The organism is Bradyrhizobium campsiandrae, assembly GCF_014529705.1.
Classification (GTDB): Bacteria; Pseudomonadota; Alphaproteobacteria; order Rhizobiales; family Xanthobacteraceae; genus Bradyrhizobium; species Bradyrhizobium campsiandrae.
This window is the reverse complement of record NZ_JAANIH010000020.1, coordinates 62,943-87,194: the sequence shown is the minus strand read 5'-3', so window position 1 is coordinate 87,194 and position 24,252 is coordinate 62,943. Positions and strand designations below refer to the sequence as shown.

17 protein-coding genes are annotated in these 24,252 nt (G+C 65.3%); 10 read left to right on the top strand and 7 right to left on the bottom strand.

Going from position 1 to position 24,252, the window contains the following annotated elements; translation table 11 throughout:
- Positions 1-24: 24 nt before the first annotated feature.
- From G8O24_RS17010 to G8O24_RS17000, 3 genes are read left to right on the top strand one after another with little or no spacing between them, the layout of a single operon-like run.
- Positions 25-678 carry an amino acid ABC transporter permease gene (locus G8O24_RS17010; RefSeq protein ID WP_188101181.1) on the top strand — a complete coding sequence of 218 codons (654 nt, stop codon included), beginning with the start codon at positions 25-27 and terminating at the stop codon, positions 676-678.
- The gene (locus G8O24_RS17005) at positions 675-1,406 is read left to right on the top strand and encodes an amino acid ABC transporter ATP-binding protein (protein ID WP_188101179.1); all 732 of its coding nucleotides are present in this window, start codon (positions 675-677) and stop codon (positions 1,404-1,406) included. Before G8O24_RS17010 ends, G8O24_RS17005 begins: the two co-directional genes overlap by 4 nt.
- A gap of 12 nt (positions 1,407-1,418) precedes the next feature.
- Positions 1,419-2,702, top strand: coding sequence for an NAD(P)/FAD-dependent oxidoreductase (locus tag G8O24_RS17000; RefSeq protein ID WP_188101177.1), 1,284 nt, complete (start codon positions 1,419-1,421; stop codon positions 2,700-2,702).
- On the opposite strand, the gene G8O24_RS16995 is transcribed toward G8O24_RS17000, so the two are convergent.
- Entirely contained in the window at positions 2,699-4,294 is a 1,596-nt protein-coding gene (locus tag G8O24_RS16995; RefSeq protein ID WP_188101175.1) for a gamma-glutamyltransferase family protein, read from the bottom strand. The genes G8O24_RS17000 and G8O24_RS16995 overlap by 4 nt on opposite strands.
- Positions 4,295-4,372: 78 nt before the next feature.
- On the opposite strand from G8O24_RS16995, the gene G8O24_RS16990 reads away from it, so the two are divergent.
- Positions 4,373-5,146, top strand: coding sequence for an enoyl-CoA hydratase-related protein (locus G8O24_RS16990; protein WP_188101173.1), 774 nt, complete (start codon positions 4,373-4,375; stop codon positions 5,144-5,146).
- 94 nt (positions 5,147-5,240) lie between these two features.
- Here G8O24_RS16990 and G8O24_RS16985 read toward each other — a convergent pair whose 3' ends face one another.
- Together G8O24_RS16985 and G8O24_RS16980 are read right to left on the bottom strand one after the other, a co-directional pair.
- On the bottom strand, positions 5,241-5,417 hold the full coding sequence (locus G8O24_RS16985; protein WP_188101171.1) for a hypothetical protein: 177 nt from the start codon (positions 5,415-5,417) through the stop codon (positions 5,241-5,243).
- A 9-nt stretch (positions 5,418-5,426) separates the two neighbouring features.
- The gene (locus G8O24_RS16980) at positions 5,427-5,660 is read right to left on the bottom strand and encodes a DUF6894 family protein (protein WP_188101169.1); all 234 of its coding nucleotides are present in this window, start codon (positions 5,658-5,660) and stop codon (positions 5,427-5,429) included.
- 207 nt (positions 5,661-5,867) lie between these two features.
- Between G8O24_RS16980 and G8O24_RS16975 the strand changes: the two genes are divergently transcribed.
- The 3 genes from G8O24_RS16975 to G8O24_RS16965 all read left to right on the top strand — a co-directional run bounded on the left by G8O24_RS16975 (position 5,868) and on the right by G8O24_RS16965 (position 9,996).
- Complete coding sequence (locus G8O24_RS16975; RefSeq protein WP_188101167.1) at positions 5,868-7,943, top strand: PQQ-dependent sugar dehydrogenase; 2,076 nt, start codon at positions 5,868-5,870, stop codon at positions 7,941-7,943.
- Entirely contained in the window at positions 7,900-8,841 is a 942-nt protein-coding gene (locus tag G8O24_RS16970) for an SMP-30/gluconolactonase/LRE family protein (RefSeq protein ID WP_188101165.1), read from the top strand. The genes G8O24_RS16975 and G8O24_RS16970 overlap by 44 nt, the downstream gene beginning before the upstream one ends.
- Before the next feature lie 129 nt (positions 8,842-8,970).
- A complete protein-coding gene (locus tag G8O24_RS16965) occupies positions 8,971-9,996 on the top strand; it encodes a histone deacetylase family protein (protein ID WP_188101164.1) in 1,026 nt (341 codons plus the stop codon).
- Positions 9,997-10,135: 139 nt separating this feature from the next.
- Here the strand turns inward: G8O24_RS16965 and G8O24_RS16960 are convergent, their stop codons facing one another.
- The 4 genes from G8O24_RS16960 to G8O24_RS16945 form a co-directional block, all read right to left on the bottom strand.
- Positions 10,136-11,116 carry an LLM class flavin-dependent oxidoreductase gene (locus tag G8O24_RS16960; RefSeq protein ID WP_188101162.1) on the bottom strand — a complete coding sequence of 327 codons (981 nt, stop codon included), beginning with the start codon at positions 11,114-11,116 and terminating at the stop codon, positions 10,136-10,138.
- Positions 11,113-11,844, bottom strand: coding sequence for a 4'-phosphopantetheinyl transferase family protein (locus G8O24_RS16955; RefSeq protein ID WP_188101160.1), 732 nt, complete (start codon positions 11,842-11,844; stop codon positions 11,113-11,115). The genes G8O24_RS16960 and G8O24_RS16955 overlap by 4 nt, the downstream gene beginning before the upstream one ends.
- 229 nt (positions 11,845-12,073) lie before the next feature.
- Positions 12,074-12,244: a hypothetical protein gene (locus G8O24_RS16950; RefSeq protein ID WP_188101158.1), complete on the bottom strand. Its 171-nt coding sequence runs from the start codon at positions 12,242-12,244 to the stop codon at positions 12,074-12,076.
- A gap of 140 nt (positions 12,245-12,384) precedes the next feature.
- Positions 12,385-18,810 carry a non-ribosomal peptide synthetase gene (locus tag G8O24_RS16945; RefSeq protein ID WP_188101156.1) on the bottom strand — a complete coding sequence of 2,142 codons (6,426 nt, stop codon included), beginning with the start codon at positions 18,808-18,810 and terminating at the stop codon, positions 12,385-12,387.
- Between the two features lie 135 nt (positions 18,811-18,945).
- Between G8O24_RS16945 and G8O24_RS16940 the strand changes: the two genes are divergently transcribed.
- From G8O24_RS16940 to G8O24_RS16930, 3 genes are all read left to right on the top strand, one after another.
- Positions 18,946-22,404, top strand: coding sequence for an ATP-binding protein (locus G8O24_RS16940; protein ID WP_188101264.1), 3,459 nt, complete (start codon positions 18,946-18,948; stop codon positions 22,402-22,404).
- Positions 22,401-23,195: a protein-L-isoaspartate O-methyltransferase family protein gene (locus tag G8O24_RS16935; protein ID WP_188101154.1), complete on the top strand. Its 795-nt coding sequence runs from the start codon at positions 22,401-22,403 to the stop codon at positions 23,193-23,195. The genes G8O24_RS16940 and G8O24_RS16935 overlap by 4 nt, the downstream gene beginning before the upstream one ends.
- A gap of 95 nt (positions 23,196-23,290) precedes the next feature.
- Entirely contained in the window at positions 23,291-24,241 is a 951-nt protein-coding gene (locus G8O24_RS16930) for a DUF6492 family protein (RefSeq protein WP_188101262.1), read from the top strand.
- Positions 24,242-24,252 lie beyond the last annotated feature (11 nt).

Genomic DNA, 24,252 nt, shown 5'->3' with positions numbered 1-24,252 from the left:
ACCTGATCGATCGAAGGCTGCCCGATGAAAGGCTTCTGGCACGACGCCGCCGAGTTCTTCCCGATCCTGCTGAACGGCGTTGTGCTGACGATCGTCGTCACCATCGGCTCGCTGCTGCTTTCGACGGTGCTCGGCCTGATCTGGGCGATGATGCGGGTCTCCGGCATAAGAGCGCTGTCGATGCTCAGCGCCAGCCTGATCAACGTGATCCGCGGCATTCCGATCATCGTGCTGCTGTTCTATCTCTACTTCGTGATGCCTGACCTCGGCGTCACGCTGTCGGCGCTGCAGGCCGCGATTCTCGGGCTGGGCATCGCCTATTCGGCCTATCAGGCGGAAAACTTCCGCGCCGGCATCGAGGCGATCGACAAGGGCCAGATCGAGGCGGCGCAGTCGATCGGCATGGGCTGGTGGCTCACCATGCGCCGCGTGGTGTTGCCGCAGGCCGTGCGCATCGTGCTGCCGCCTTACGGCAACGTCATGATCATGATGCTGAAGGATTCGTCGCAGGCCTCGACCATCACGGTCGCCGAGCTCGCCCTGCAAGGCAAGCTGATCGCGTCCTCGACCTTCAAGAACACCAACGTGTTCACGCTGGTTGCGTTGATGTATCTCACCATGAGCATCCCGCTGATCCTGCTGGTCCGTCACTTCGAAAAGCGGGCCGGCAAGAAATGATCGAGCTCAACGACGTTCACAAGAGCTTTGGCCACAACGAGGTGCTCAAGGGCATCACGGCCTCCGTGCAGAAGGGCGAGGTGGTCTGCATCATCGGCCCGTCGGGTTCGGGCAAGTCCACCATCCTGCGCTGCATCAACGCGCTGGAAAGCTACGATCGCGGCGACATCAGCGTCGAGGGCCTGAAGGTCGACCGCGATGCGCCGTCGATCGTGAAGGTCCGCACCCAGGTCTCGATGGTGTTCCAGCGCTTCAATCTGTTCCCGCATCGCACGGTGCTGGAGAACGTCGTCGAGGGGCCGCTGTTCGTGAAGAAGGAGCCGCGCGCAGAGGTGCTCGATCGCGGTCGCACGCTGCTCGCCCAAGTCGGCTTGGCCGAGAAGGCGGATGCGCATCCGCCGCAACTGTCCGGCGGCCAGCAGCAGCGCGTCGCCATCGCGCGTGCGCTCGCGATGCAGCCCAAGGCGATCCTGTTCGACGAACCGACCTCGGCGCTCGACCCAGAATTGGTCGGCGACGTGCTCGGCGTGATGCGCAAGCTTGCTGACGACGGCATGACCATGGTCGTCGTCACCCACGAGATGGGCTTTGCGCGCGACGTCGCCGATCGCGTGCTGTTCATCGACGGCGGCGTCATCGTCGAGCAAGGGCCGGCGAAAGCGCTACTCAACCAACCCCAGCACCCGCGCACGCAGGACTTCCTGCGCCGCGTGCTGCATCCGCTCTGACCGGATTCTGACATGACCCGCCTGCCTCTACCGCCGTCGCTCTATGCCGACACCGCCGTCGCGCCGGTTGCGACGCCGCCGCTCGATACGGACAGAAGCGTTTCCGTCGCGATCGTTGGCGGCGGCTACACCGGCCTTTCCACGGCGTTGCATTTGGCGGAGCAGGGCGTCGAGGCCCTGGTGCTGGAGGCACAGGAGCCGGGCTGGGGGGCTTCAGGCAACAATGGCGGCCACACCAATCCTGGCTTGAAGCACGATCCTGACCAGATCGAGGCCGATTTCGGCGCCGATCTCGGCCGCCGCATGATCGCGTTCTCTTACGGCACGCCGAACTTCACGCACGAGCTGATCCGCCGCTACCAGATTCCGTGCGAGGCGCGGCAGAACGGCACGTTGCGCGCGGCCTATCATGAGGCGAGCGCCGCATTGATCGAGAAGACGGCGCAGCAATGCATCCGCCGCGGCATGCCCGTGACCTACCTAAATCGCGAGCAGCTTCGCGAGATGACCGGGACCGACCGCTACATCGGGGCGATGCTCGATACGCGCGGCGGCGATCTGCATCCGCTCAGCTACGCCCGCGGTCTCGCGCGTGCCGCGATCTCGGCAGGCGCGAAGGTATACGGCGAGACGCCGGCGCTGTCGCTTCGCCGCGACGGCAGCCGCTGGCGCATCGAGACGCCGCGCGCGGTGGTGCATGCCGACAAGGTCCTGCTCGCGACCAACGGCTTTACCGACGATCTCTGGCCGGCGCTCCGCCGCACCATCGTGCCGGTGTTTTCCTCGATCGCGGCGACCGCGCCGCTCTCCGACGACCTCGCGCGATCGATCATGCCGACGCGACCAGTGCTCTATGAGAGCGGTCACATCACGGTGTATTACCGCATCGACCAACAGAACCGCCTGTTGATGGGTGGCCGTGGCCCGATGCGCTGGATCAACTCGCCCAACGATGTGGCCTATCTCATGCGCTACGCCGAGCGTCTGTGGCCGCAGTTGAAGGGCGTCGCCTGGACCCATGGCTGGAACAGCCGGCTTGCGATCACCGGGGATCATTACCCGCACGTGCACGAACCCGCGGAGGACATCCTGATCTCGCTCGGCTGCAACGGCCGCGGCGTTGCGCTCTCCACCGCGATGGGCGCCCAGCTCGCGCGCCGGCTGATCGGCGGCGCCAAGGCCGAAATCGACATGCCGATATCGAGCATCAAGCCGATCCCGATGCACGCGTTCTGGCCGGTCGGTGTGACAACGGCCGTGATCGCAGGCCGCGTGCGGGACCGGCTCGGGATCTAGCCTGCGCCCTCCACTACGGCGTCGGCCCAGGGCTGGAAGATCTCGACCCCGCCGGAATTGACGTCGCCATCGCGCATCACCACGCTCGGACAGGCAAACTTTTGTGGCAAGGACTGCACCCGGCTCTCCTCATAGTCGAAGCGCGCGGCCAGCACTTTGCGTGTCTCCTCCGGCAGCCTGCTATCGCCGATGATGGTCTCGCCTTCGCTGGCATCGATGCGTGGCTGGTGGATTGCCGCATCGAGGTCCATGCCAAAATCCATCGCAAAGGAGACGAGCTGCAGCACCGATGGCAGGATGCGGCGGCCGCCGGAGGCGCCGACCGCGAGGCGCTTGCCGCCCTTGGTCTCCGCGATCACTGGCGTGTAATTGCAGAGGCAGCGCTTGCCCGGCGCGAGAGAGTTGGTGGTGCCGGGCGTCGGATCGAACCACATGATGCCGTTGTTCATGGCGATGCCGCTGTGGGGCGTTACGTATTTCGAGCCGAAGGACGAGAGCAACGTCTGCGTCACCGCCGCGATGTTGCCGTCGCGATCGACCACGGAGAAATGCGTCGTGCAGGCCGGTGCGAGATGTTCGGCGCCGAGCGAGCGCTTGCCGTCGGCATCGCCCATGTCCTTGAGCCGCTCGCGGAAGGCCGCCTGCAAGGCCAGCGCATAGGCGACGTAAGCGGCCGCATTCGGCGAGGCTGCCGGCGTCAAGCCCTGCTGCAACAGGCGCAGCGCATGCGCCATGGTCGGCCCGGCCGTGAGCTCCGGCGTCGCATAGACCTTGCCGTCGCGATAGGGGATCGCCAGCGGCTCACGCAGATGCGCGCGAAACGCGGCGAGGTCTTCAACCGACAGCGAGCCGCCGTCGGCCCTGATGTCGGATGCGATGCTCCTGGCGAGGTCGCCCTGGTAGAAGTCGCGTGGACCAGCGTCGGCGAGGTGCGACAACGTCGCCTTGAGCCTGTCCTGCGGCAGCCGCGTCTCCGACTTGATGCCCCATGGCGGGCTCGGTGGCAGGCCATCCTTCAGGAATGCCGCCGCGCTTCCAGGATAGCGCCGGAGGTCGGCCGCCGAGGCCGTGATCGTCAGCGCGGTCCACCAATCCACCAGCAGGCCTTCGCCGGCGAGTGCAACCGACGGCGCGACCAGATCCTTCCACGGCATCCTGGCGTAGCGGCGATGGGCCTCCTCCATGCCGGCGACGACACCGGGCACGGCGATCGCACCGGGGCCATGGATGTTGCGGTCGTCCTTCACCCGCGACCAGGGAAACAGGTCGGAGGCCGCCCCTTCACCGCTGAGCGGATAGTCGGATGCGCGCAGGCTCTGCGGCGCGCACATGCCGTAGTCGATCACCTCATGGCGATTGTCCTTGGCGCGGTAGAGCACCATCGCGCCGCCGCCGCCGATGCCGCTGTTCCAGGGCTCGAGCACGTTCAGCGCGAACGTGGTCGCCACGATCGCATCGACGCAATCGCCGCCCGCCGCCAGCACCTGCGCTCCCACCTCGGCCGCCCGCCGCGATTGCGAAGCCACGATGCCGCCCCTGGATGTGACGGCGGGTTTGCGTATGGTCTGGTTGAGGCTGAACTGGTGAGGCATGATGTCGTCTTCCGGTTGGCGAAGCGTGGCGACAATGGCACATTGACGTCAATGAAAACATCCGCAGGGAGCAGTGACATGGCAGGTGTGAAACAGGCGCGGGATGGCGCCGTCGGGATTTTGACGCTCGACGAACCGGCAAGCCTCAACGCGATGACGCCGGACCTGCTCGGTGCGCTCGCAACCGCAATCGCCAAGATCACGGGCGATGAGGAGGTTCGCGCTCTCATTCTCACCGGCGCGGGGCGCGGTTTTTGCTCAGGGCAGAATTTGAAGGCGGCGGGATCGCTGGGCGAGGACCTCGCGGCGGGCGTCATGCGCTTCTACTGGCCGGCCTTCAAGGCCTTGCGCGAATGCCGCGTGCCCGTCGTCGTCGCCGTCAACGGTGTCGCGGCCGGCGGCGGCTTCAGCCTCGCGATGGCCGGCGACATGATCGTTGCGGCGCGTTCGGCAAATTTCATTCAGGTCTTCAGCCGCATCGCGCTGGTGCCCGACCTCGGGTCGACCTGGCTGCTGCCGCGGCTGATCGGTCGGCAGCGTGCGCTCGAGCTGATGCTGCTCAACGAGCCGCTGACCGCTGAGCGGGCGAAGGAGATCGGCCTTGTGCGGCAAGTTGTCGACGATGAACGGTTGATGCAGGAGGCGCTGACTCTGGCGCGCCGTCTGGCGGAGGGGCCGACGCGCGCCCTGGTCGCGACCCGCGCGCTGCTCGAGGAGAGCGAGCACGCGAGCTACGAGGCGCAGTTCCGCCGCGAGATCGAGCTCCAGGCCACCATCCGCACCAGCGCCGATGCGCTTGAAGGCCGCAATGCCTTCGTCGAGAAGCGCAAGGCGAGGTTCACGGGGAGATGAACGGCGGGCCATCTCCCAAACGCATCATGGCCGGGCAGGCCCGGCCATGATGGTGAGGAGGGACATTCGCTGGGAAACGGAGAAGGCGCAGACCTCAAAGCCCGCGGTTCAGCCGGCTGGCCTGATATTTGGCGTGCCATTTTGGGCCAGGGCCGCGCATGTAGTGGAGTTCCGGGCGGTAGGGATTGCCAGTAATCTGCACCAGCTTCTGCCATTTGGTGGCGACGAAGCTGAGGGGCTGGCGGAGCAGGCTCAGGGAAGCGAACAGCATGGCATCACCTCAATGCGGCTTGCCGAGCATGGCGGTGAAGGGAAGATCGAGAATCTCCTCGCCGTCATCGTCGCTGATATGGATCACCCAATCGCGCCAGTCTTCTGCACCCGGGGTCAGGATCATCGAGCGCATGATCTGGGCGGCGCGGTCGCGCGCCTCGGTCAGATTGGCGACGGCGGTGCCGTAGTGATCGATCAGCGTGCCTTCGGTGTTCGAGCAGTGGAAATACATCTGAACCATACACGCCTCCTCTGGAAAGCGATTTGGACGGCATATCGATACCAGCCGCATGAAGCGAAAAATATTCGGGTCAAGCCCGGTAAGGGAATCTACGGAGGTTGGTCGGCACGAAGGACTCTGCGGGTTTGATCACAGGAGAGTGATCTTCAACTGGACGACGCCTGCACGGCATGGAACAACCCTCGACCGAAAGTTGGGGAGGCCGCTGTGAATCAGCTCACATTCCAGGGTGGATGGCGAAGCTTGCGCGTAGGTGTCGCCGCTTTGGCCGCGATCATATTCGGCTTCGCCGCGCCGGCCGCGTCCGATCCGATCAGGAAAAGCGGCTACGCATTGGGAACGGAGACCTGCGGCAACGGCGATCTCGCCTTTCCCAAGGTCCAGATCGACATGAAGGCGGGTTTTTGCGCCGGCCTCGTCGCCAGCGCGGAGGACCATCTCAAGTTTCCGCGGTCGATCATCCAGGTGCCCGGCCGCGATCTGTTCGTGGTCGCCGACATGGGGGGCTGGGGGCACACCGACGGGCGCCTGATGTTGCTCGACCCAAACGCTCCCGGCGGCCAGCGCTTCAAGGAAATCCTGACCGGGGTGGAATATCCGTTCGGTCTCGTGATCGGCCCGGACAGGAAACTCTATGCTTCGACCGCCGAGACCATCTTCCGCTTCGATCCGCTCGCGGACAATCCGCGCGGCACGATTGAGACCATCATCCGTCACATGCCCGGCCGCCGTATCACGCTGCCTGACGGCACCAAGCTCGACGAGGCCGCACATCCGCTCAAACAGTTCGTCTTCGACAGGAATGGACGGCTGTTCGTCAATGTCGGCGCTCACAGCGACGATTGCATCACGCCGGCGCCGATCACCAGGCCTTGCGCGGCGGCCGAAGGCGCCTCCGCCATGGCCGCAATCTGGCTGTTCACACCGCCGCCAGGCGGCATCTTCCCAGCTTTGAAACCGAACGATCCCGATCCGCCGCACACGATTTACGCACGGGGCTTGCGCAATTCGATGGCGCTGGCGTTGCACCCGAACTTTCCGGATGCCGGCTACGCTTTCCTTCAAGGCGAGAACGGCCGCGATCTGCCAGACATCTTCAAGCCGAACGAGGAGATCAACGCCATCGAGCAGGGCAGGCATTATGGCTGGCCCTATTGCTACGACCTGTCGACGCCGAGCCCCGAGTTCAGGCTGGTGCTGCAATCCGGTGTCTACAAATCGCTGTGCTCGGCCAATGCGCTCTACAAGCCGCCGTTCTCGCTGTTGCCTCCGCACGGTGCGCCGCTCGCGATGCTGTATTATCACGGCGCAAAGTTTCCGGAGCTCGAGGGCAAGCTTCTGCTCAGCCTGCACGGCTATCGCCCGACCGGCAGCCGCGTGCTGATCTACGACGTCGACGACCACGGCTTTCCGAAGCCTGCGCCGCCGCCGGTGCGCTACCACGTCAGCTGTGCGGCGGATCCGACCCACAATTTTCAGACCGACGCCGGCGATGTCGCCGCCGCACCGTTCGAGGAACTGATCGCCGGCTGGCACCGCGTCAACGGCGCGCGGCCGCAAGGCGCGCCGGTCGGCATGACGGTCGCGGAGGACGGCGCGATCTGGCTGGTCGAGGACAAGAACCAGACCATCCTCCGCATCGACCGCGCCGCAGGCGATCCGCCGCCGCAGTTGCCCTGCGACACGCGCAGCCAGGCACTGATCGATCAGCTTGCTGCCTTCGTCGCCAGGGACGCGCAGAACAAGCTCCGGCTCACCACGCTGCGCAAGAATCTGGTCGAAAAGCATTGTGTCGGCTGCCATTCCGATTTCGGCCTGAGGGCCGGGCAATCGGATGCCGACAAGGACGCGACCGTGCTTCGCTTCATGCTTGCGCAGGACGGCTGGATCTATCCGGGCGATCCGGCATCCGGCCGATTGCGCACGCGGCTGCGCGGCATCGGCGCAGAGAAGCTGATGCCGCCGGGCGGCGAGAGCCTGCCGAAGACGGAGCCCGGCTACGCGGCGCTGCTCAATGCGGTTGATCTGTTCGTCGCGAAGATGGTTCCGGGAACGCCGATGCGCGTCAAGCCCGGCCTGCCGCAGCGCAAGTTCTTCGGCAAGACCAACAAGGAATGCGGCGAAATGCCGGCCGCCAAGGTCGTCGTCGTGACACAAAGGAACGCTGTAGACAAACCCGGCTTCAGCCGCTTCTTCCGGCCGGCCGATCCCTATTTGAATGGCGAGTGCAGCGACGACGATGGCTATTACATCCGGCAGGAATTTCTGGTGCCTGTGCAGTAGCGTTCTGCTCGTCGTCGCAACGCCGCTCTTCGCGGCGGAGACGAAGCTGTTCGAGAGCGTACAGGTCACGCCCGCCGACGAGTACACGCATGGCATCGAAGGGCCTGCCGCCGATCTCGATGGCAACCTCTTCGTGGTCAATTTCGGCAAGCCCGGCACGATCGGCCGGTTGCCCGCGGGTGGTTCGGCATCGGAAGCCTTCACCACGCTGCCCGAGGGAAGCGTCGGCAACGCCATCCGCTTCGATCGCAACGGCACGATGTTCATCGCCGACTACAAGAAGCACAACATCTTCGCGATCCCGAAGGGCGCAACCGAGCCCGAAGTCTGGTTTCATTCCGACGAGATGAACCAGCCCAACGACATCACCATCGCCCGCGACGGTACCATCTATGCGAGCGATCCGAACTGGAAGGGCCGGGAGGGCCACATCTGGCGCATCGCCAAAGGCGCCGACGGCACGGTGCAGGGACAAATCATGCCGTCGCCGCGTGCGATGGGGACCACCAACGGCATCGACCTCAGTCCCGATGGCAAGACGCTCTATGTCGGGGAATCCAGCAATGGCCAGGTGTGGTCCTATACCATCAGCGGCAATGACCTCACCGATGCAAAGCTCGTCAAGGCCTTCCAGCCCGATACCATCGACGGCCTGCGCACCGACGTCGCCGGCCGCCTTTACGTCGCGCGCATTCTGAAGGGCACGATCGCGTTGATGAAGCCCAACGGCGCGGTCGAGCGCGAGATCGTGCTGCGGGCCAAGGAGCCGACCAATCTCGCCTTCGGCGGCAGCGACGGTAAGACCGTCTTCGTCACGCAGCGCCAGGGCGGCTTCATCGAAGCCTTCCGTACCGACCGAGAGGGCCGTGAGCACTGTCTTCAGCGCGGGCGCTGCTGAGCCTTACAACTGGTCTGCTTCCGGCGCAGGGCCGCGCAAAAGGGTCGGCATTCTTCTTGCTTGCATCTGGCCGCCGCAGCGATCAAGACATCTGTGGCCCTGTTAAGAGCGCGACCACGGAGTGTTTGAGTGAAAGCCGTCCATACCGAACTGCACCGCAGCCACGATCCGCAATTCTTCCTGGTTCGCGGCGTCGTCAAGCGCACCACCGAGCAGCCCGAGCGCGCCGACCGCCTGCTCAAAGGCTTGAAGGACGGCAAGCATCAGCTGGTCGAGCCGACCAAGTTCGGACAAGGCCCGCGGGCGCGCGTTCACAGCCCCGAATATCTGTCGTTTCTGAGCGAGGCCTGGGATGCCTGGACGGCGCTCGGCGATTCCGGTCCGGAGATGATCGGCAACGTCCATCCCGTGCGCCATGCCGCGACCTATCCCACCCACATCGTCGGCAAGCTCGGCTGGCACACCGCCGATACTGCGGCGCCGATCGGTCCCGGCACCTGGGCCGCAGCCTGCGCTGCCACCGACGTCGCGGCGACGGCGGCGCAGATGGTGATGGACGGCGAGGATGCGGTCTATGCGCTCTGCCGTCCGCCCGGCCATCACGCTTATCGCGACATGGCCGGCGGCTTCTGCTTCCTCAACAACAGCGCGATCGCGGCCGCGCATCTGCGGCAGAAGCACGAGCGCGTCGTGATCCTCGACGTCGACGTTCATCACGGCAATGGCACACAAGGGATCTTTTACGCGCGGCCGGACGTCTACACCGTGTCGATCCATGCCGATCCGACGGACTACTATCCCTATGTGTGGGGCTATGCGCATGAGCGGGGCGAAGGCCTGGGCCTCGGAACCAATCTTAACATCCCGCTCGCGATCGGCACGGGCGATGACGGTTACATCCAGGCGATGGACGTCGCGCGCAAGGCGATCGAATCCTTTGCGCCGGGCGCGCTCGTCATCGCGCTCGGCCTCGATGCGTCCGAGCACGATCCGCTGAAGGGCCTCGCCGTGACCACGCCGGGCTTTCGCCGCATCGGCCAGGCGATTGCGAAGATGGGCCTGCCGACCGTGTTCGTGCAGGAGGGCGGCTACCTCTCGGAGATTCTGGGCGCGAACCTGACCTCGGTGTTGGCGGGATTCGAAGAGGCGCGGTGATATCTTTGCCTCTCCCCCGCTTGCAGGGAGAGGTCGGATCGCTCTTGCGATCCGGGTGCAGGTCTTTAAGGCCGCCCGTGGGGAGAGAGGCCCCTCACCCCAACCCTCTTCCCGTAAGAACGGGGAGAGGGAGAAGAACCTAAAACATCCCGCTCGCCTTGAGCGCCTTGCAGACATGCTGCATCTCGGCATCATCAGCGACCATGTCGAGCATGATCGTGGTCAGGCCCTTCGCCGCGAAATCCCTGAGCTTGGCGCCGATCTCGGCATAGCTGCCGACGAGATAGGGGCAGTCGGCCTGGAAAGTCAGGTACGGCAGCAACCAGTAGCCGTTGTCCTGGAGCTCGCCGCTCTGGCCCTCATAGAGCCGACGCTTCCAAACGGAATCGCTGTTCTCCACCGTGAGCGCGAGCAGCTCTCGATCATCGGGATTGTCGCGGAAGCGGGCCTTTGCTGCCTGCCGTGCTTCGTCGCTGTTTTCGCGCGCGAAGATGCCAAAGTTCATGCCTGAAGCACTGAGCCCGCGGTCGAGGTCGGGCGGCAGCATCTGCATCTTGATGCAGCCGGTCTCCATGGCAATGCGCTGTGCAGCATCCGACTGGCCCGCAATGAGGAACTCGGGCATCAACTCGGCGGGTAGGCGTGGCCGGAGCTGGAGGTTCGCTGCGGTGTAGAGCCGTCCATTGAAGCTTACCGGCCGTGGACTTGACAGCAATTGGCGCATGATCGCGACGAACTCGCCGAGGCGAACATAACGGTCAGCATGCGAATGCGCGTCGCCCAGCCCCTGCAGATCGCTGATCGCGGTCCCCGTGATCATGTTGAGATAGACCTTGCGGCTGTAGAGCTGCGCGAAAGACGATACGAATTTCGCCGCCGTGAAAGGGTGCATGTAGACCGGGTTGACTGCGATGAGCGGCGAACATCGCGTGGTCGCCGCGATGATGTGCTGGGCCATGGCCCAGGGCGCGACGAACACGTCGTTGCCTTCGAACAGCAAAATGCCTTCGAAGCCGTTGCGGTCGGCGAACTTCGCCACCCGCATCAACTCGCCGACATATGCCTTGGGATCGCGGTTGCGCGAGATTGCGGGAAAGACGCGCAGCCGCGCCGGGCTCATTCTGCCGCTTCCTGCAACGGCCACGCATTGCGGGTGATGCGCAGGCCGCCCGACGCGCGCGAGCCGTCGGCGATCGCGAGGCGATGCGAGGGCGACGGGGAGCACAGCGAGAAGCGCCAGCCGGCGGGATCGTCGACGATGTCAGCCTTGAAGCTGATCCCGATCGCCTCCCGCGAGACCTGCATGGCGAACGCGTCGAGCGGCAGATTGAGCCCAAAACCCCTGGCCTTCAGATAGGCCTCCTTCAACGTCCAATAGTCGAAGAAGCGTTCGATCGCGGCGGGTTCCGGCAGGCTGCGCAGCGTTTCGACCTCTTCCGGGGCAAAGAAGCGGAGTGCCGTGGACAGCGGTGCGACACGCCGTGAAACGGTCTCGACATCGACGCCGACCGCCTCATGCTTGGATACGACGCAGGCGACGCACCCGTCGGCATGGGACAGGCTGAAATGCAGTGCCGTCGAACTCTCGGGCGAGGCGACAAACGGCCGCCCGTACCGGCCGGTGGCAAACGACCAGTCGGTCGGCGCGACATCGGGGGCTGCGTGCGAGAGCGCCATCCGCAACATCGCGTGCGCGAAGATATATTGTCGCTGATGCCGCTCGAACTTGAAGCGGTCGGCGCGTATCCGTTCGTCGAGCGAGAGCAGCCGCCGGCACGTATCGACAGCGCCCGGCGAGTCGATGCTCTCGATCAGTCCGACAAACAGTTCAATTCCGTCGTCTGCCATCAAATGGGCCCATAGCGTCAGGTGGAGGCCAAATCCGGCCCTGACCGAAGAATCAACCGAGCAGGAAACGACTGAGCAGACGGCTTCTAGCGGTCCACCCGGGCAAATTCTTGTCGATTGCTGGCCGGTTTACAGGCGCAAGCTTGTGCGAGACCCCAACTCGACAGGCGAGCGGCCCAACTCTGAAAATGAAATCGGAAGATTCGTACGGCGTCCCGGCCGACGAGTCTTACTTTTTCTTCTTGGACTTCTTCTTCGAGCCACCCACGATCGAGAGGCTGGCGTCGACCTCTTTCAGGGCAGCCTGAAGCTTCTTCTTCTCGTCGGTGAGCAATTTTTGCAGGGCCTTGCGGTCCTTGTCGCTCAGCGAGGTGCCTTTGGCAAATTTGATGAAACCCATAAACACTCCCCCGGTTGAAAAATATCAGTCCAAATCAAAACGTGAATAATCTTGCGCGCCGGCGCCAAAGAATCAAGATGCAACTTGATCATTCACAGCTTTGGCGAGTGAACATCTGTTCGGCGCCGGCCAACGGATGGTCAAGCTGCGCGGCGATCGAGCAATCGGCCGAGCGGCGTATGAGGCCAGGCGACGGCCGCCGCAAGCAGTGCGATAAGATCCTCCATCCAGGCGCCCACCATGGCGCCGTCGAGCAGTTCCCCCTTGTAATTGCATGAACCGGTGATTCCGGACGGGCGCTCCTTGAGCATCAGCGACAGCCAGGTCTGGTCGACCGGCAGCACGGGTTGGCCCTCGCGCGCGACGTTTCCGATCGACCGCACCGCGACATCGGGCAGGTCGAGCGGCTGGCGCAGCGGATTCTGCAGTGTGAAATAGACCTGGAGCAAAGCAGCGGGATCGATGCCTTCCTGTTCCAGATGGTCGGCCAGCATGTTGAACGGCAGCTCCTGCCGGGCATGTGCATCGAGCACGCTTTGGCGCACCCGGCCCAAGGCCTGGGTGAACGACAAATCCGGCGTGATTCGGCTGCGGACGATCACGGTGTTCTCGAACGGGCCCACGATCTGCTCGGTGTCCGGCTGGGCGCGGTTGGCCATGGCGGTGGCGACCGAGATGTCCGTGTGTCCGGTCCGCGCCTGCAGCAGCGCCTTCAGGCCGGTAAGCAGACACATGAATAGGGTGGCGTTGTGCTGGCGCGCATAGGCCGTGAGTCGGGCGACCAGGTCGCGCTCCAGGCTCAGCGAATGATGGCCGGTCGGCGCCCCCGGACGTGCTTCACCGTCGAACAGGGGCAGCGCACCGCGCAAATTCTCGGTCCAGTCTGCTGCCTGCCGGCGCGCTGCCTCCGTGCCGCACCACCAGCGCTGCCAGCGCGCGATGTCGGAGAACGCGACCGGTATTTTTGGCAAGGGGGCCGATGGATGACCCGCCAGCGCGGCGTAGCGCGTGGACAATTCCGCGAACAGCACGCCGATCGACCAGCCGTCGGCGATGGCATGATGCAGCGTCAGCAGCAGGATGTGATCCTCGGCGTGAAGCCGCAGCAGCCGTGCCCGCAGCAGCGGTGCCCGGGCGGTGCCAACAGGGGTGTAAGTCTCCTGAGCGATCAGGAGCTCGATCTTCCTGCGCTCCAGGGCCTTGCGCCGCTTGTTGTTGTGGGGCCGGCCGTCGCCGATGGTCTCGACGCTCAGCACCGGGCCGAAATTGGCCGGCGCCGCAATGTGGCTGACCGGCTCCTCACCGTTCCAGCCGAACGCCGTCCGCAACGATTCGTGGCGGCGTACGACGTCGTCGATCGCCTGCGCCAGCAGGCGCGGGTCGATCGGACCTTCGAGATGGAAGGCGAAGGGCAGGTTGAACAGCGGCAGATCGGGCAGGTTCTGCGCAATCCGCATCATCTGGTCCTGCGCGATCGAGAGCGCGGGAGATCCGCTTTCGGCGAGGCGCGGCACGCTTGACATCGGCTTTTGCGGTTTGGCTGCCACGGCCGCATCGATCAGCCGGGCCAGTTCTTCGATCGTCGGCGCCTCGAAGATGGTCTTGATCGGCAGCGATACGCCGAGCGCGCGCGCCACGCGCGCCATGGCCTGGCCGGCCAGCAGCGAATGGCCGCCGAGGTCGAAGAAATTGTCGGTAACACCGAGGCTCTCGACCTTCAGCAGATCGATCCAGATGTCGGACAGGACCTTCTCGGTGAAGTGCCGCGCCGGCACGGCCGCCTCGGGTTCCCCGGCCTCCTGTTGCGCGGGCGCGAGCAGGGCGGAGCGGTCCAGCTTGCCATGGGCATTCAGCGGCATCTGATCCAGGAACAGGAACGCCGACGGGATCGCGTGAACAGGCAGCCGGCTCTTGAGAAAGTCGCGAAGCTCGCTGGCGCTGCTCCGGCTGCCGGACTTGGCGACGACATGGGCGATCAGCCTGACCTCGCCATTGGCGTCGCGGCGCGGCTCGACGATGCCGGCGAGGACGCTCTCATGGTCGGCAAGCGCAGCTTCGATCTCCTTGAGCTCGATGCGATAGCCGCGAATCTTGACCTGAAGGTCGGCGCGGCCGAGGCATTCGATGGTCCCGTCGGCGCGGCGGCGGGCAAGGTCGCCGGTGCGGTAGAGCCGTGCGCCTTCCTGGCGCCTGAACGGATCCGGAATGAAGCGCTGCCGGCTCTGCGCGGGATCGTTGACATAGCCGCGGCCGACGCCGGCGCCGCCGACGCAGAGTTCGCCGACCACGCCGGTCGGCTGCGGTTCCAGATTCGGATCGAGCACGTAGAGCTGGGTATTCGGCAGCGGCGCGCCGACGGGGACGTTGATCGTCGTCACGTCAGGCGCCCGGGTCAGCCGGTGCAGGGAGACGTCATCGGAACATTCCGAAGCGCCATAGGCATTGATCAGCGGTACCTTCGGGCAGCGGGCGAACCAGGCGCGGCAGAGCTCGACCGGCAGCGGCTCGCCGGTCGAGATCAGGAGCCGCAGCCTGGCAAAAGCGCGCCGCATCGGCGCTTCGTCGAGACGTTCGACGATGATGCGCAGCAGCGACGGCACGATCTCGAGCACCGTAATGCCCTCGCGTTCGATCTCCCGCGCCAGCAGCATCGGGTCCTGCACGATCGAATTGTCGCAAACATGGACGCGCGCACCGACCATGGGACCGGCAAGGAACTGCCAGACCGAGATGACGAAGCTCTGCGGCGCGGTCTGCGCGATCACGTCCCTGGGCCCGAGGCCAAGCTCGGAAATGAGCGACGCCAGATGGTTCGACAGCCCGCGCTGCTCGATCATGACGCCCTTCGGCGCGCCGGAGGAGCCGGACGTATAGATGAGATAGGCGAGACTCGCGCTCGCGCGTCGCGCCGTGCGGGCCGGCTTGGTCGATGCCAGCGCGACGACATCCTCGATCTCGGCGACTTGGACGGGCGCGATCAGCGGCTCGAGCAGCGCCTCGACCATGGCGGATTGCGCGCGCCCAGTCAGCAGTACGGTCGCGCAGCTCGATCCGAGGATGGTGGCGAGCCGCACCGGCGGCTGCGTGGGATCGAGGTTCACGAAAGCCGCGCCCGCGCGCTGCACGGCGATCATCGCCGCGAGCAGGTCGGGGCCGCGATCGGCCAACAGCGCCACTACCGTTTCCGCGCCGGCGTCCTCGCGGGCCAGCCAGCGCGTGATCGCCTGGCTGCGGCGTGCCAGCTCACGATAGCTCAAGGCGAGATGTCCATCGGATACGGCAATGGCATCAGGCGTTTTCCTTGCCTGCCGTTCGAAGCGCGCGCAGAGATTGCCCTTCGCGGCGAAATTGGCCGGCGGGCCTTTCGCCGCTAGGTGCCGGCGTTCCGCAACTGATAGCAGCGGCAGGCGCGAGATCCGCTGCTCGGGATGGGCGATGACCGCCTTGAGCAGGGTCTCGAACTGATCCGCCATGCCTGCGATCGTCGCTTCCTCGAACAGATCGGTGGCGTATTCGAAGAAGCCGGTGAAGCGCCCCTCGGCCTCGACCAGCTCGAGCGTGATGTCGAAGCGCGCGACTTCCGGGTCGACCTCCAGCCGGCGTGTCGACAGGCCAGGGAAGCGCGCGGCTTCGATCGAGGCGCTCTGGAGAATGAACATGATCCGGAACAACGGATTGCCATCCGTCCTTCGCGCGATCTGCAACGCGCGCAGGACTTCCTCGATCGGAAGGTCCTGGTTGCGATAGGCGTCCAGCGTGACCTGGCGCACCCGCCGCAGCATTTCGCCGAAGGTCGGGTCGCCGCCGAAATCATTGCGCAGGATCAGCGTGTTGGCAAACAGCCCGATCAGGCGCTCGCTTTCGATCTGGTTGCGGTTTGCGATCAGCGATCCCGTCGCGACATCCTCATGCCCGGTATGACGGAACAGCAGGCACTGGAAGATTGCGAGCAGCGTCATGAAGGGCGTCACGCCCTGGTCCTGGCTCAGCGAGCGGATGTCGGCGGAAAGCGCCTTGGAGAAGGCGAAATAGTGACGGGCCCCATGACCGCTCCAGACGTCAGGCCTCGGCCGGTCGGTCCTCAGCGGCAGCGTCGTGACGCCGTCGAGCTGCGCCCGCCAGTAATCGAGCTGCTCCTTCGCCGCGGGCGTTTGCGCCCAGCTCTGCTGCCAGCGCGCAAAGTCGCGATACTGGAAGCTGGGCGAGGGCCGTACCGCCGGGCCTTCCTTGCATGCTGCGGAATACGCTGCGGTGAGTTCCTCCCAGAACAGCCGCTGCGACCAGCCGTCGGTGACGATGTGATGGACGTTGACGACCAGTGCATGGCTGGATTTGTCGAACGAGAGCAGCGTAACCTTCAGCGGCGGTTCGCGCGCAAGATCGAACCTGTACTGCGCAAGCTTCAGCGCCTCGCGCCTGACGACCGCCGCCCGCCAGTGTGACGGGCAGGGCTTGAGTTTGATCCGCTTGAACTGCGGCCGCGTCCGAAGCACGCGCTGCACAGGCTCGCCATCGCGCTCGACGAAGACCGAGCGCAGCGCCTCGTGGCGCTCGCAGATCGCGGTCAGGCCTGCTTGGAGCGCCACCAGATTGATCTGGCCCTTCACCAGCGCGACCTCGACCACGTTGTAATTGTAGCGGGTCGGATCGAGCCGCGAGAGCACATACATCCGCTGCTGCTGGAACGACAGCGGCGCGTCTCCGTCAGAGCTGGCCTGCCCCCATGCAGGCAGCGTCGTGTCCCGGTGCGCCGTGCTCTCGAGCCGGGCGGCAAGAGCGCCGACGGTGGCGCAATCGAAGATGTCTTCGAACGAGAAGTCGACGTTGAAGCGTTCGCGAAGACGCGAGCGCATCTGCGTCACCGCGAGCGAATCCGCGCCCAGCGCAAAGACGTCCTGATCGATGCCGACGCTCGGACGTTCGAGCAGGCTGGCCCAGATCTGCGCGAGCTGGCTCTCCAACATGTTGCGAGGCAGCTGCGTCTCGTCGTCGCCATGTTCCGCCGAAATCAGCTCGGCCAGCGCGTTGCGCTTGACCTTGCCGCTGGCGCCCTTCGGCAGCGCCGCCACGCTGCGGATCAGGCTCGGCACCTTGTAGGCGGCGAGGCGCTTGCGTGCGAATTGGCGCAGCTGGTCGGAGCTGGCCTCGGAATCCGGACGCAGCACCACGACAGCGGCGACGTTTTCGCCGAGCTTTGCATGCGGAACGGCGAAGACCCCGGCTTCCAGCACCGCCGGGTGGGCCAGCAGCACCTCTTCCACCTCCAGCGGCGATACTTTCTGCCCGCCGCGGTTGATGACGTCCTTGATGCGGCCGACGATGAAGAGATAGCCGTCGGCGTCGAGATAGCCGAGGTCACCAGTGCGGAACCAGCCGTTGCGGAACGCGGCCTGCGTCGCTGCCTCGTCGTTATAATAGCCGCGGCACATATTCGGTCCGCGCAGCACGATCTCACCGTGCGCGCCGTTTGCAAGCACGCGGCCCGCTTCATCCATGATCGCGATCTCGGGGCCTGCGGCGCGGCCGACCGAGCCGATCTTGCGCAGCTCGAACGGATTGGCTGAAATCTGCGAGGCCGCTTCCGTCATGCCGTAGGTCTCGAGAACGGGGACTCCGAATGTCGCCTCCAGCCCGTTGAGGATCGTCGGTGCGAGCGAGGACGAGGCGGAGCGGATCACGCGCAGCGATGATGATCGGACGGCTTGCGGGCTCGCTTCCGCAGCCGTCAGCAGCGCACGATGAATGGTCGGCACCGCCGTGTACCAGGTCGGTTGCAGATCCCGCATCCAGCCGAAGAAGGACGGTGCGTCGAAACCGCCTGTGACAATCACGCTGGAGCCCGCCGCGAGCGCCGTCAGCAGCCCGGAGATCAGCCCGTGGGCGTGAAACAGCGGCAGCACGTTGAGCAGGCGATCGTGCGGCGTGAGCGATAGCACCCGGCCGGCATTTTGCGCGGAAAGACATACATTGCGGTGTGTCAGGGGCACCATTTTCGGTCGCGCCGCCGTGCCTGACGTCAGCAGGATGAACGCATCGTCCTCGGCGCCGGCCGCGCCGCTGGCGGCCGGACCGACCGTCGAGCCGACGAATGCGCAGCCGCCAAGATCTGCCGCCGGTGCGGGCACGAAGTCGATCACCGCGATATCGAGCGCTCGGGCGACGTCGCGGCTCGGCGAGTTCATGTCGACCGGCGTCACGAGCGCCGATAGCTTCAATTCGCTGAAATAGCGTTGCAGCTCGTCGGCGGTCAGATCAGGGTTGACGGGAACGCATGCGCAGGCCGATGCCACCGCGATCAGAGCGAGCGCGCCGTCAGCCCCGCGCGGCAGTGCAACAGCGACCCGGTCGGATGGCGCAATGCCGAGCCCGCGCAGGGTCCGGACGAGATGCTCGATCCCGGCGCCGAGCGCGCCATAGGACAGGGGCGGCCGGCCGGGAGCGAGCAGGGCGGGCGCTGCCGGTATCGTGCGCGCGTGCAAGGCGAGCAGGCCGCCGATCGTAGTGGCTTCGGCGCCCATGTCGGCCGATCCTTCTCTTGCGCCGGATCCAGTTCCCGACAATGCCATTCCCTTTTGATCTGATTGGGCTATTCTTCCCAAGAGTTAGGGAACGCGTCCAGTCTGAGGTGAAGTTTGGGTCCCAAAATCTGTGGTTGAGGGACCTTAAGCCCTTCGACGGGGGGAATGTCGGGCGGGATCACCATGCTGGAGAAAGAGCCGGAGACGGAACTCGGGTTGAAGCGCTGGCTCGAAGGCGTCGGTCTTGGCCACTACACCGATCTGTTCGCGCAGCACCGGCTCGATCTCGACGTCATGGGGGACCTGACCGAGGCCGACCTCGCGGAACTCGGACTTCCGCTCGGCGATCGCAAGCGGCTGCAGCGGGCGACGGCCGCGCTGTTTCAGGCCGATACGGCGGAAGTGCCAGCTGCGCGGCCGCCGACCCGTGCCGAGGTCGGCGCCGAGCGGCGTCAGCTCACCACCATGTTCTGCGACATGGTGGATTCCACTGCGCTTTCCGCCCAGTTCGATCCGGAAGACGTGCGCGACATGATTGCGAGCTTCCGCGAGACCTGCGTGCGCGTGGTCAAGCATTACGAAGGCTTTGCCGCCCGCTTCGTCGGCGATGGCATCCTGGTCTATTTCGGCTATCCGACCGCGCATGAGGACGACGCCGAACGCGCGGTGCGCGCCGGGCTGGAGATCGTGCGGGTCCTGTCGACTGCGCGTGCGATCGAGCCGCGCGGCGCACTCAGCCATGCGCCCGCCGTTCGCATCGGAATCGCAACCGGCCTCGTCGTGGTCGGCGACCTCGTCGGCCAGGGCACCGAAGAGCGCGATTCCGCGGTCGGCGAGACCGTCAATCTCGCCGCGCGTCTGCAGGCGCTGGCGCCGCCCAACGGCGTGGTGATCTCCGCCTCGACGCAATCGTTGCTGAAGGGCAAGTTCGATTACCGCAATCTCGGCGCCCAGACGCTAAAGGGCATCGCGGAAAAGACGCAGGCCTGGCACGTCGTGCGCGCCACGCGCGTCGAGACCCGCTTTGCCGCCGCGATGGGCTCGCGGCTGACCCCGCTCGTCAACCGCGAGGAGGAAATCGCGCTATTGATGGCGCGATGGCAGCAGGTCAAGGAAGGCGACGGTCAGGTCGTCGTCAAGTTCGGCGAGCCCGGCATCGGCAAGTCGCGGATCATCCAGGAGATTTTTGAGCGGATCGCAGGCGACCGGCACGGGCAGGTCTCGTTCCAGTGCTCGCCCTACTACACCTCGACCGCGTTCTATCCGTTCGTCGAGCAGCTCAAGTTCTCGCTCGGTCTCGACCGCGAGGATGCGTCCGCGCTGTCACTGTCGAGCCTGGAGACGGCGATCGCAGCTGCCCATGGCGATATCGAGCAGGTGGCGCCGCTGTTCGCCGCGCTGCTGTCGATCCCGACCGGAGAGCGCTATCCGCCGCTCGACCTGTCGCCGCAGCAGCAGAAGGACGCGACGGTCGCGGCGCTGGTCAATCACTTCCTCGGCCTCGCGCACGAGATGCCGCTGGTGATGGCCTTTGAGGATCTGCACTGGATCGATCCGACCTCGCGTGAGGTGGTCGATTTGCTGGTCGACCGGGTGCAGAACCGGCCGATCCTGGCCATCATCACCGCGCGCTCCGAATTCCAGCCGAGCTGGAACGCGCATTCGCATATCACCACGCTGGTGCTGAACCGACTGAGCCGGCCCTTGCGCACCACGTTGGTCGAGCGCGTTGCAGGGCGCGAGCTTCCCAAGGAGGTCGTCGAGGAGATCATCGTCAAGACCGACGGCGTGCCGCTGTTTCTCGAAGAATTGACCAAGACGGTTCTCGAATCCAACCTCCTGACCGAGCGGCACGGGCGCTACGTGCTGTCGGGCCCGTGGCGGCAGCTCGCGATCCCGGCGACGCTGACGGACTCGCTGATGGCGCGCCTGGACCGGATGGGGCCGTTCAAGCGTATCGCCCAGATCGGTGCCACCATCGGCCGCGAGTTCTCCTACGAAACCCTGCACGCCGTCGCCAACACGCCGCCGGAGCAGATCGAGGCGGCGCTGACGCATCTGGAGGAGGCCGGCCTGATCATGCGCCGTGGCCATCCGCCCGACGCGCTCTATTCGTTCAAGCATGTCATGATTCAGAATGCGGCACATGCGAGCCTGCTGCACAGCGAGCGGCGCAAGCTGCATGCCAGCATCGCCCAGGTGCTTGCGCAGATGTACCCGGAGAAGACCGAGCGCGAGCCCGAGCTGCTCGCCCATCATCTGACCGAGTCCGGCCAGAGCGAGGGCGCTGCGAGCTTCTGGCTCAAGGCCGGCAAGCAGGCGGCGCGGAGCGGCGCCAATTTGGAGGCGATCGGTCATCTGCGCCGCGGCTTGAGCGTGGTGCAGGCCAATGCCCGCATGCAGGGGGCCGACGAGATGGAGCTGGAGCTGCGCATTGCGCTCGGCAACGCGCTGATCGCGGCCAAGGGCTATGCCGTGCAGGAGGTCGAGGAGAACTACATCCGCGCCCTCGAGCTCGGTCAGCAGCTCGACGACGACGAAAAGGCCTTCGCCGCCACCCGCGGGCTCTGGGTCTGCCATTTCATCCGTGCCGATCTCACCCGTGCGCACGATCTCAGCGTCGAGCTGTTGCGGTTCGCCAAGCGCGAGCGGCTGAACGAGCGGGCGGAGCCGGCGCAACAGACCGGCTACCTGATCGAGGCGCACCGCTCGATCGCGATGACGATGCTCTATCGCGGGCGCTTCGCCGCCGCGCAGCATCATCTGCACCGCTGCATCGATCTCTACAGCCCCGACCTGCACTCCGATTTGATGGAGCGTCATGGCACCGATCCCGGTGTCGTCTCGCTGTCCTATCTCGGCTATCTGCTCTGGTTCCTCGGCCAGCCCGACGCGGCGCGCCAGCACAGCGAGCAGGCGATCCTGCTTGCGGAGAAGATCCGCCATCCGTTCTCGCTCGCCTTCGCGCTCGTGTTCGGCGCCTATCTTTGCCAGCATCTGCGCGACATCGAGGGCACGCGCGATTACGCCAACCGCGCCATGATCATCGCCACCGAGCACAATTTCCTGCACTGGAAGCAGCAGGCCGCGATCCTGCGCGGCTGGGCGCTGGCACAGCTCGGCGACGTCGACGAGGGCATCAGCCAGATGCGCCTCGGCCTCGACGAATATGAGGCGATGGATTCCTGGCTCGCCGGCTGCTGGTTTCGCTGCCTGCTCGCGGAGGCCTATGCCAAGGTCGGCATGCGCGATGCCGCCTTGCGCGCGCTGGACGGTGCGCTGGCGACCGCAAGGCGGACCGGCGATCACTCCTATCTCGCCGAGGTCTATCGTCTGCAAGGCGAGATCACCTTGTCGGACGGCAGTCCGGCGTCGGTCCAGGAGGCCGAGGATCTGTTCGGCCTGTCGCTGGAGACGGCGCGCAAGCAGGGCGCAGTGTCGTGGGAGCTCAGGACCGCCGTCAGCCTCGCGCGGCTGTCGCATGAGGCCGGCAAGCGCGAACATGCGAGCCTTCTGCTGTTGCCGGTCGTCGGCAAGTTCAACGAGGGATTTTTGACGCCGGACCTGAAGCTGGCCATGCAGCTCGTGCGCGAGCTCGGCGGCGACACGCCCGCTCGTCCGCGGGCCGATCTGGTCAAATGAGCGATCTGTCGGCCGCGCGGGCGCGCTATGCCAAGCTGATCGCGAGGCGGGAGCGGATTTCCTCAGAGCGCCTGCTTGCAGCCCTTGCGACGGTGCCGCGCGAGAACTTTCTGGCGCGGGGGCCCTGGCGCATCAAGACCGAGGCGGCGCGCAGCTACCGCCTGACGGCAGATGCGGACCCCGTTCATCTCTACGACAATGTCCTGGTCGCCATCGACGCGCGCCGCCAGCTCGACACCGGATTGCCGAGCCTATGGGCGCATTTCATCGACCTGCTCGCTGTCGGGGAAAAGGACCGCGTGGTCCAGATCGGTTGCGGGCTCGGTTACTTCTCGGCGATCTTGTCGGAGATCGTGGGTGCGAAGGGCCGGGTGCGAGCCATCGAATGCGACGCGCGGCTTTCGTCGCGCGCGTCGGCCAATCTCCGTGCCTATCGGAACGTCGAAGTCGTCCACGGCGACGGATGCCTGGACATCGGCGAGCCGGCCGACGCGATCATCGTGCATGCCGGCTTCTCGCATCCGCATCCGCTCTGGCTGCGGTCGCTCCGTCCGCGCGGCCGCCTGCTGGTGCCGCTGACGCAGCGGGACCGCGAAGGTGCCGCGCTCAAGATCACGCGGAGAGGCAAGGGGTTTGAGGCGGAAGCCATCCAGCAGATCCGCATCTTTCCGGGCCGCGGACGCGGCGTGAGGGCGCTGGACGATCGTGTCGCCGACTGGTGGCAGCGGGCCTCGTCGCTGGCGCCGCTGCGCTTTCGCGACATCGCGCAGGGGCTGCCGTCGGATGGCTAACGATTCGTTTCATTTTACCTTGATTGCGAATCGAAGTTTCCAGCACCTCCCGTCGCTTGTATGAGTACGGTCCGATGGCCATTTGAGCGCACATGATGCATTCCGTTGCCCTGCTGACCGCGAGCTATGCCAAGGATATCGAGCGTTTTTCGCTGCTTAGCGAGAGCATCGACACCTGGCTTACGGGATATACGCGGCATTATGTTCTCGTTAATGATGATGACGTGCCGCTGTTCGCGCGGTTTGCGTCCGACAAGCGCGTCATCGTTCCGGCCTCGCGTTATCTGCCGAAATGGCTGTGGGCGTTGCCGCCCGCGCTGCAGTTCATCAGCAAGCGCCGGGTCTGGCTGTCGCTGCTGTCGTCGCCCGTTCACGGCTGGCACATCCAGCAGATCCTCAAGATCGCCGGCGTCCTCAACGCGCCAGAACAGCGCGTCTGCATTCTCGACTCCGACAATCTGTTCTTCCGCGAATTCGACGTCGGCCAATATGCCGGCGCGGAGAAGACGCCGCTGTTCGTCACGCGCAACGAGATCGACGCCAACCATCCCCTGCATGTGCTCTGGCTGCGTACCGTCGATCAGCTTCTCGGCATCGAGGACCGCGCGTTCCCGGCCGACGACTATGTCGGCAATGCGCTGGTCTGGGACAAGGAGGCCACCCGCGCGATGACCGACGCCATCAAGACGGCGACGGGGCTGAGCTGGGCTCTGGCGCTGTGCCGGAAGAAGAAGTTCTCCGAGTACCTGCTCTACGGCAATTTCGTCGTGAACTCGCCGAAGCATTTGGCGACGCACCGCGTGACGGAAGACAGCATTGCCGTCTCGCATTGGGATGACACTCGCCTCGACCGCCAGGCGATCGAAGCCATGATGGGCGCCGCGTCGCCCGAGCAGGTCGCGCTCTGCATCCAGTCCTATTCGTCGACCTCGATCGACGATATCAGAGACGTCTTCCGCCTGAACTCGCGCGATCGCCGCGGTCCGAGCCTGTCTCCCGACCATATCGACGAGGGGAGCGCGTTGGAGACGCCCAGGGCGCGATAGCGCACGCGCTA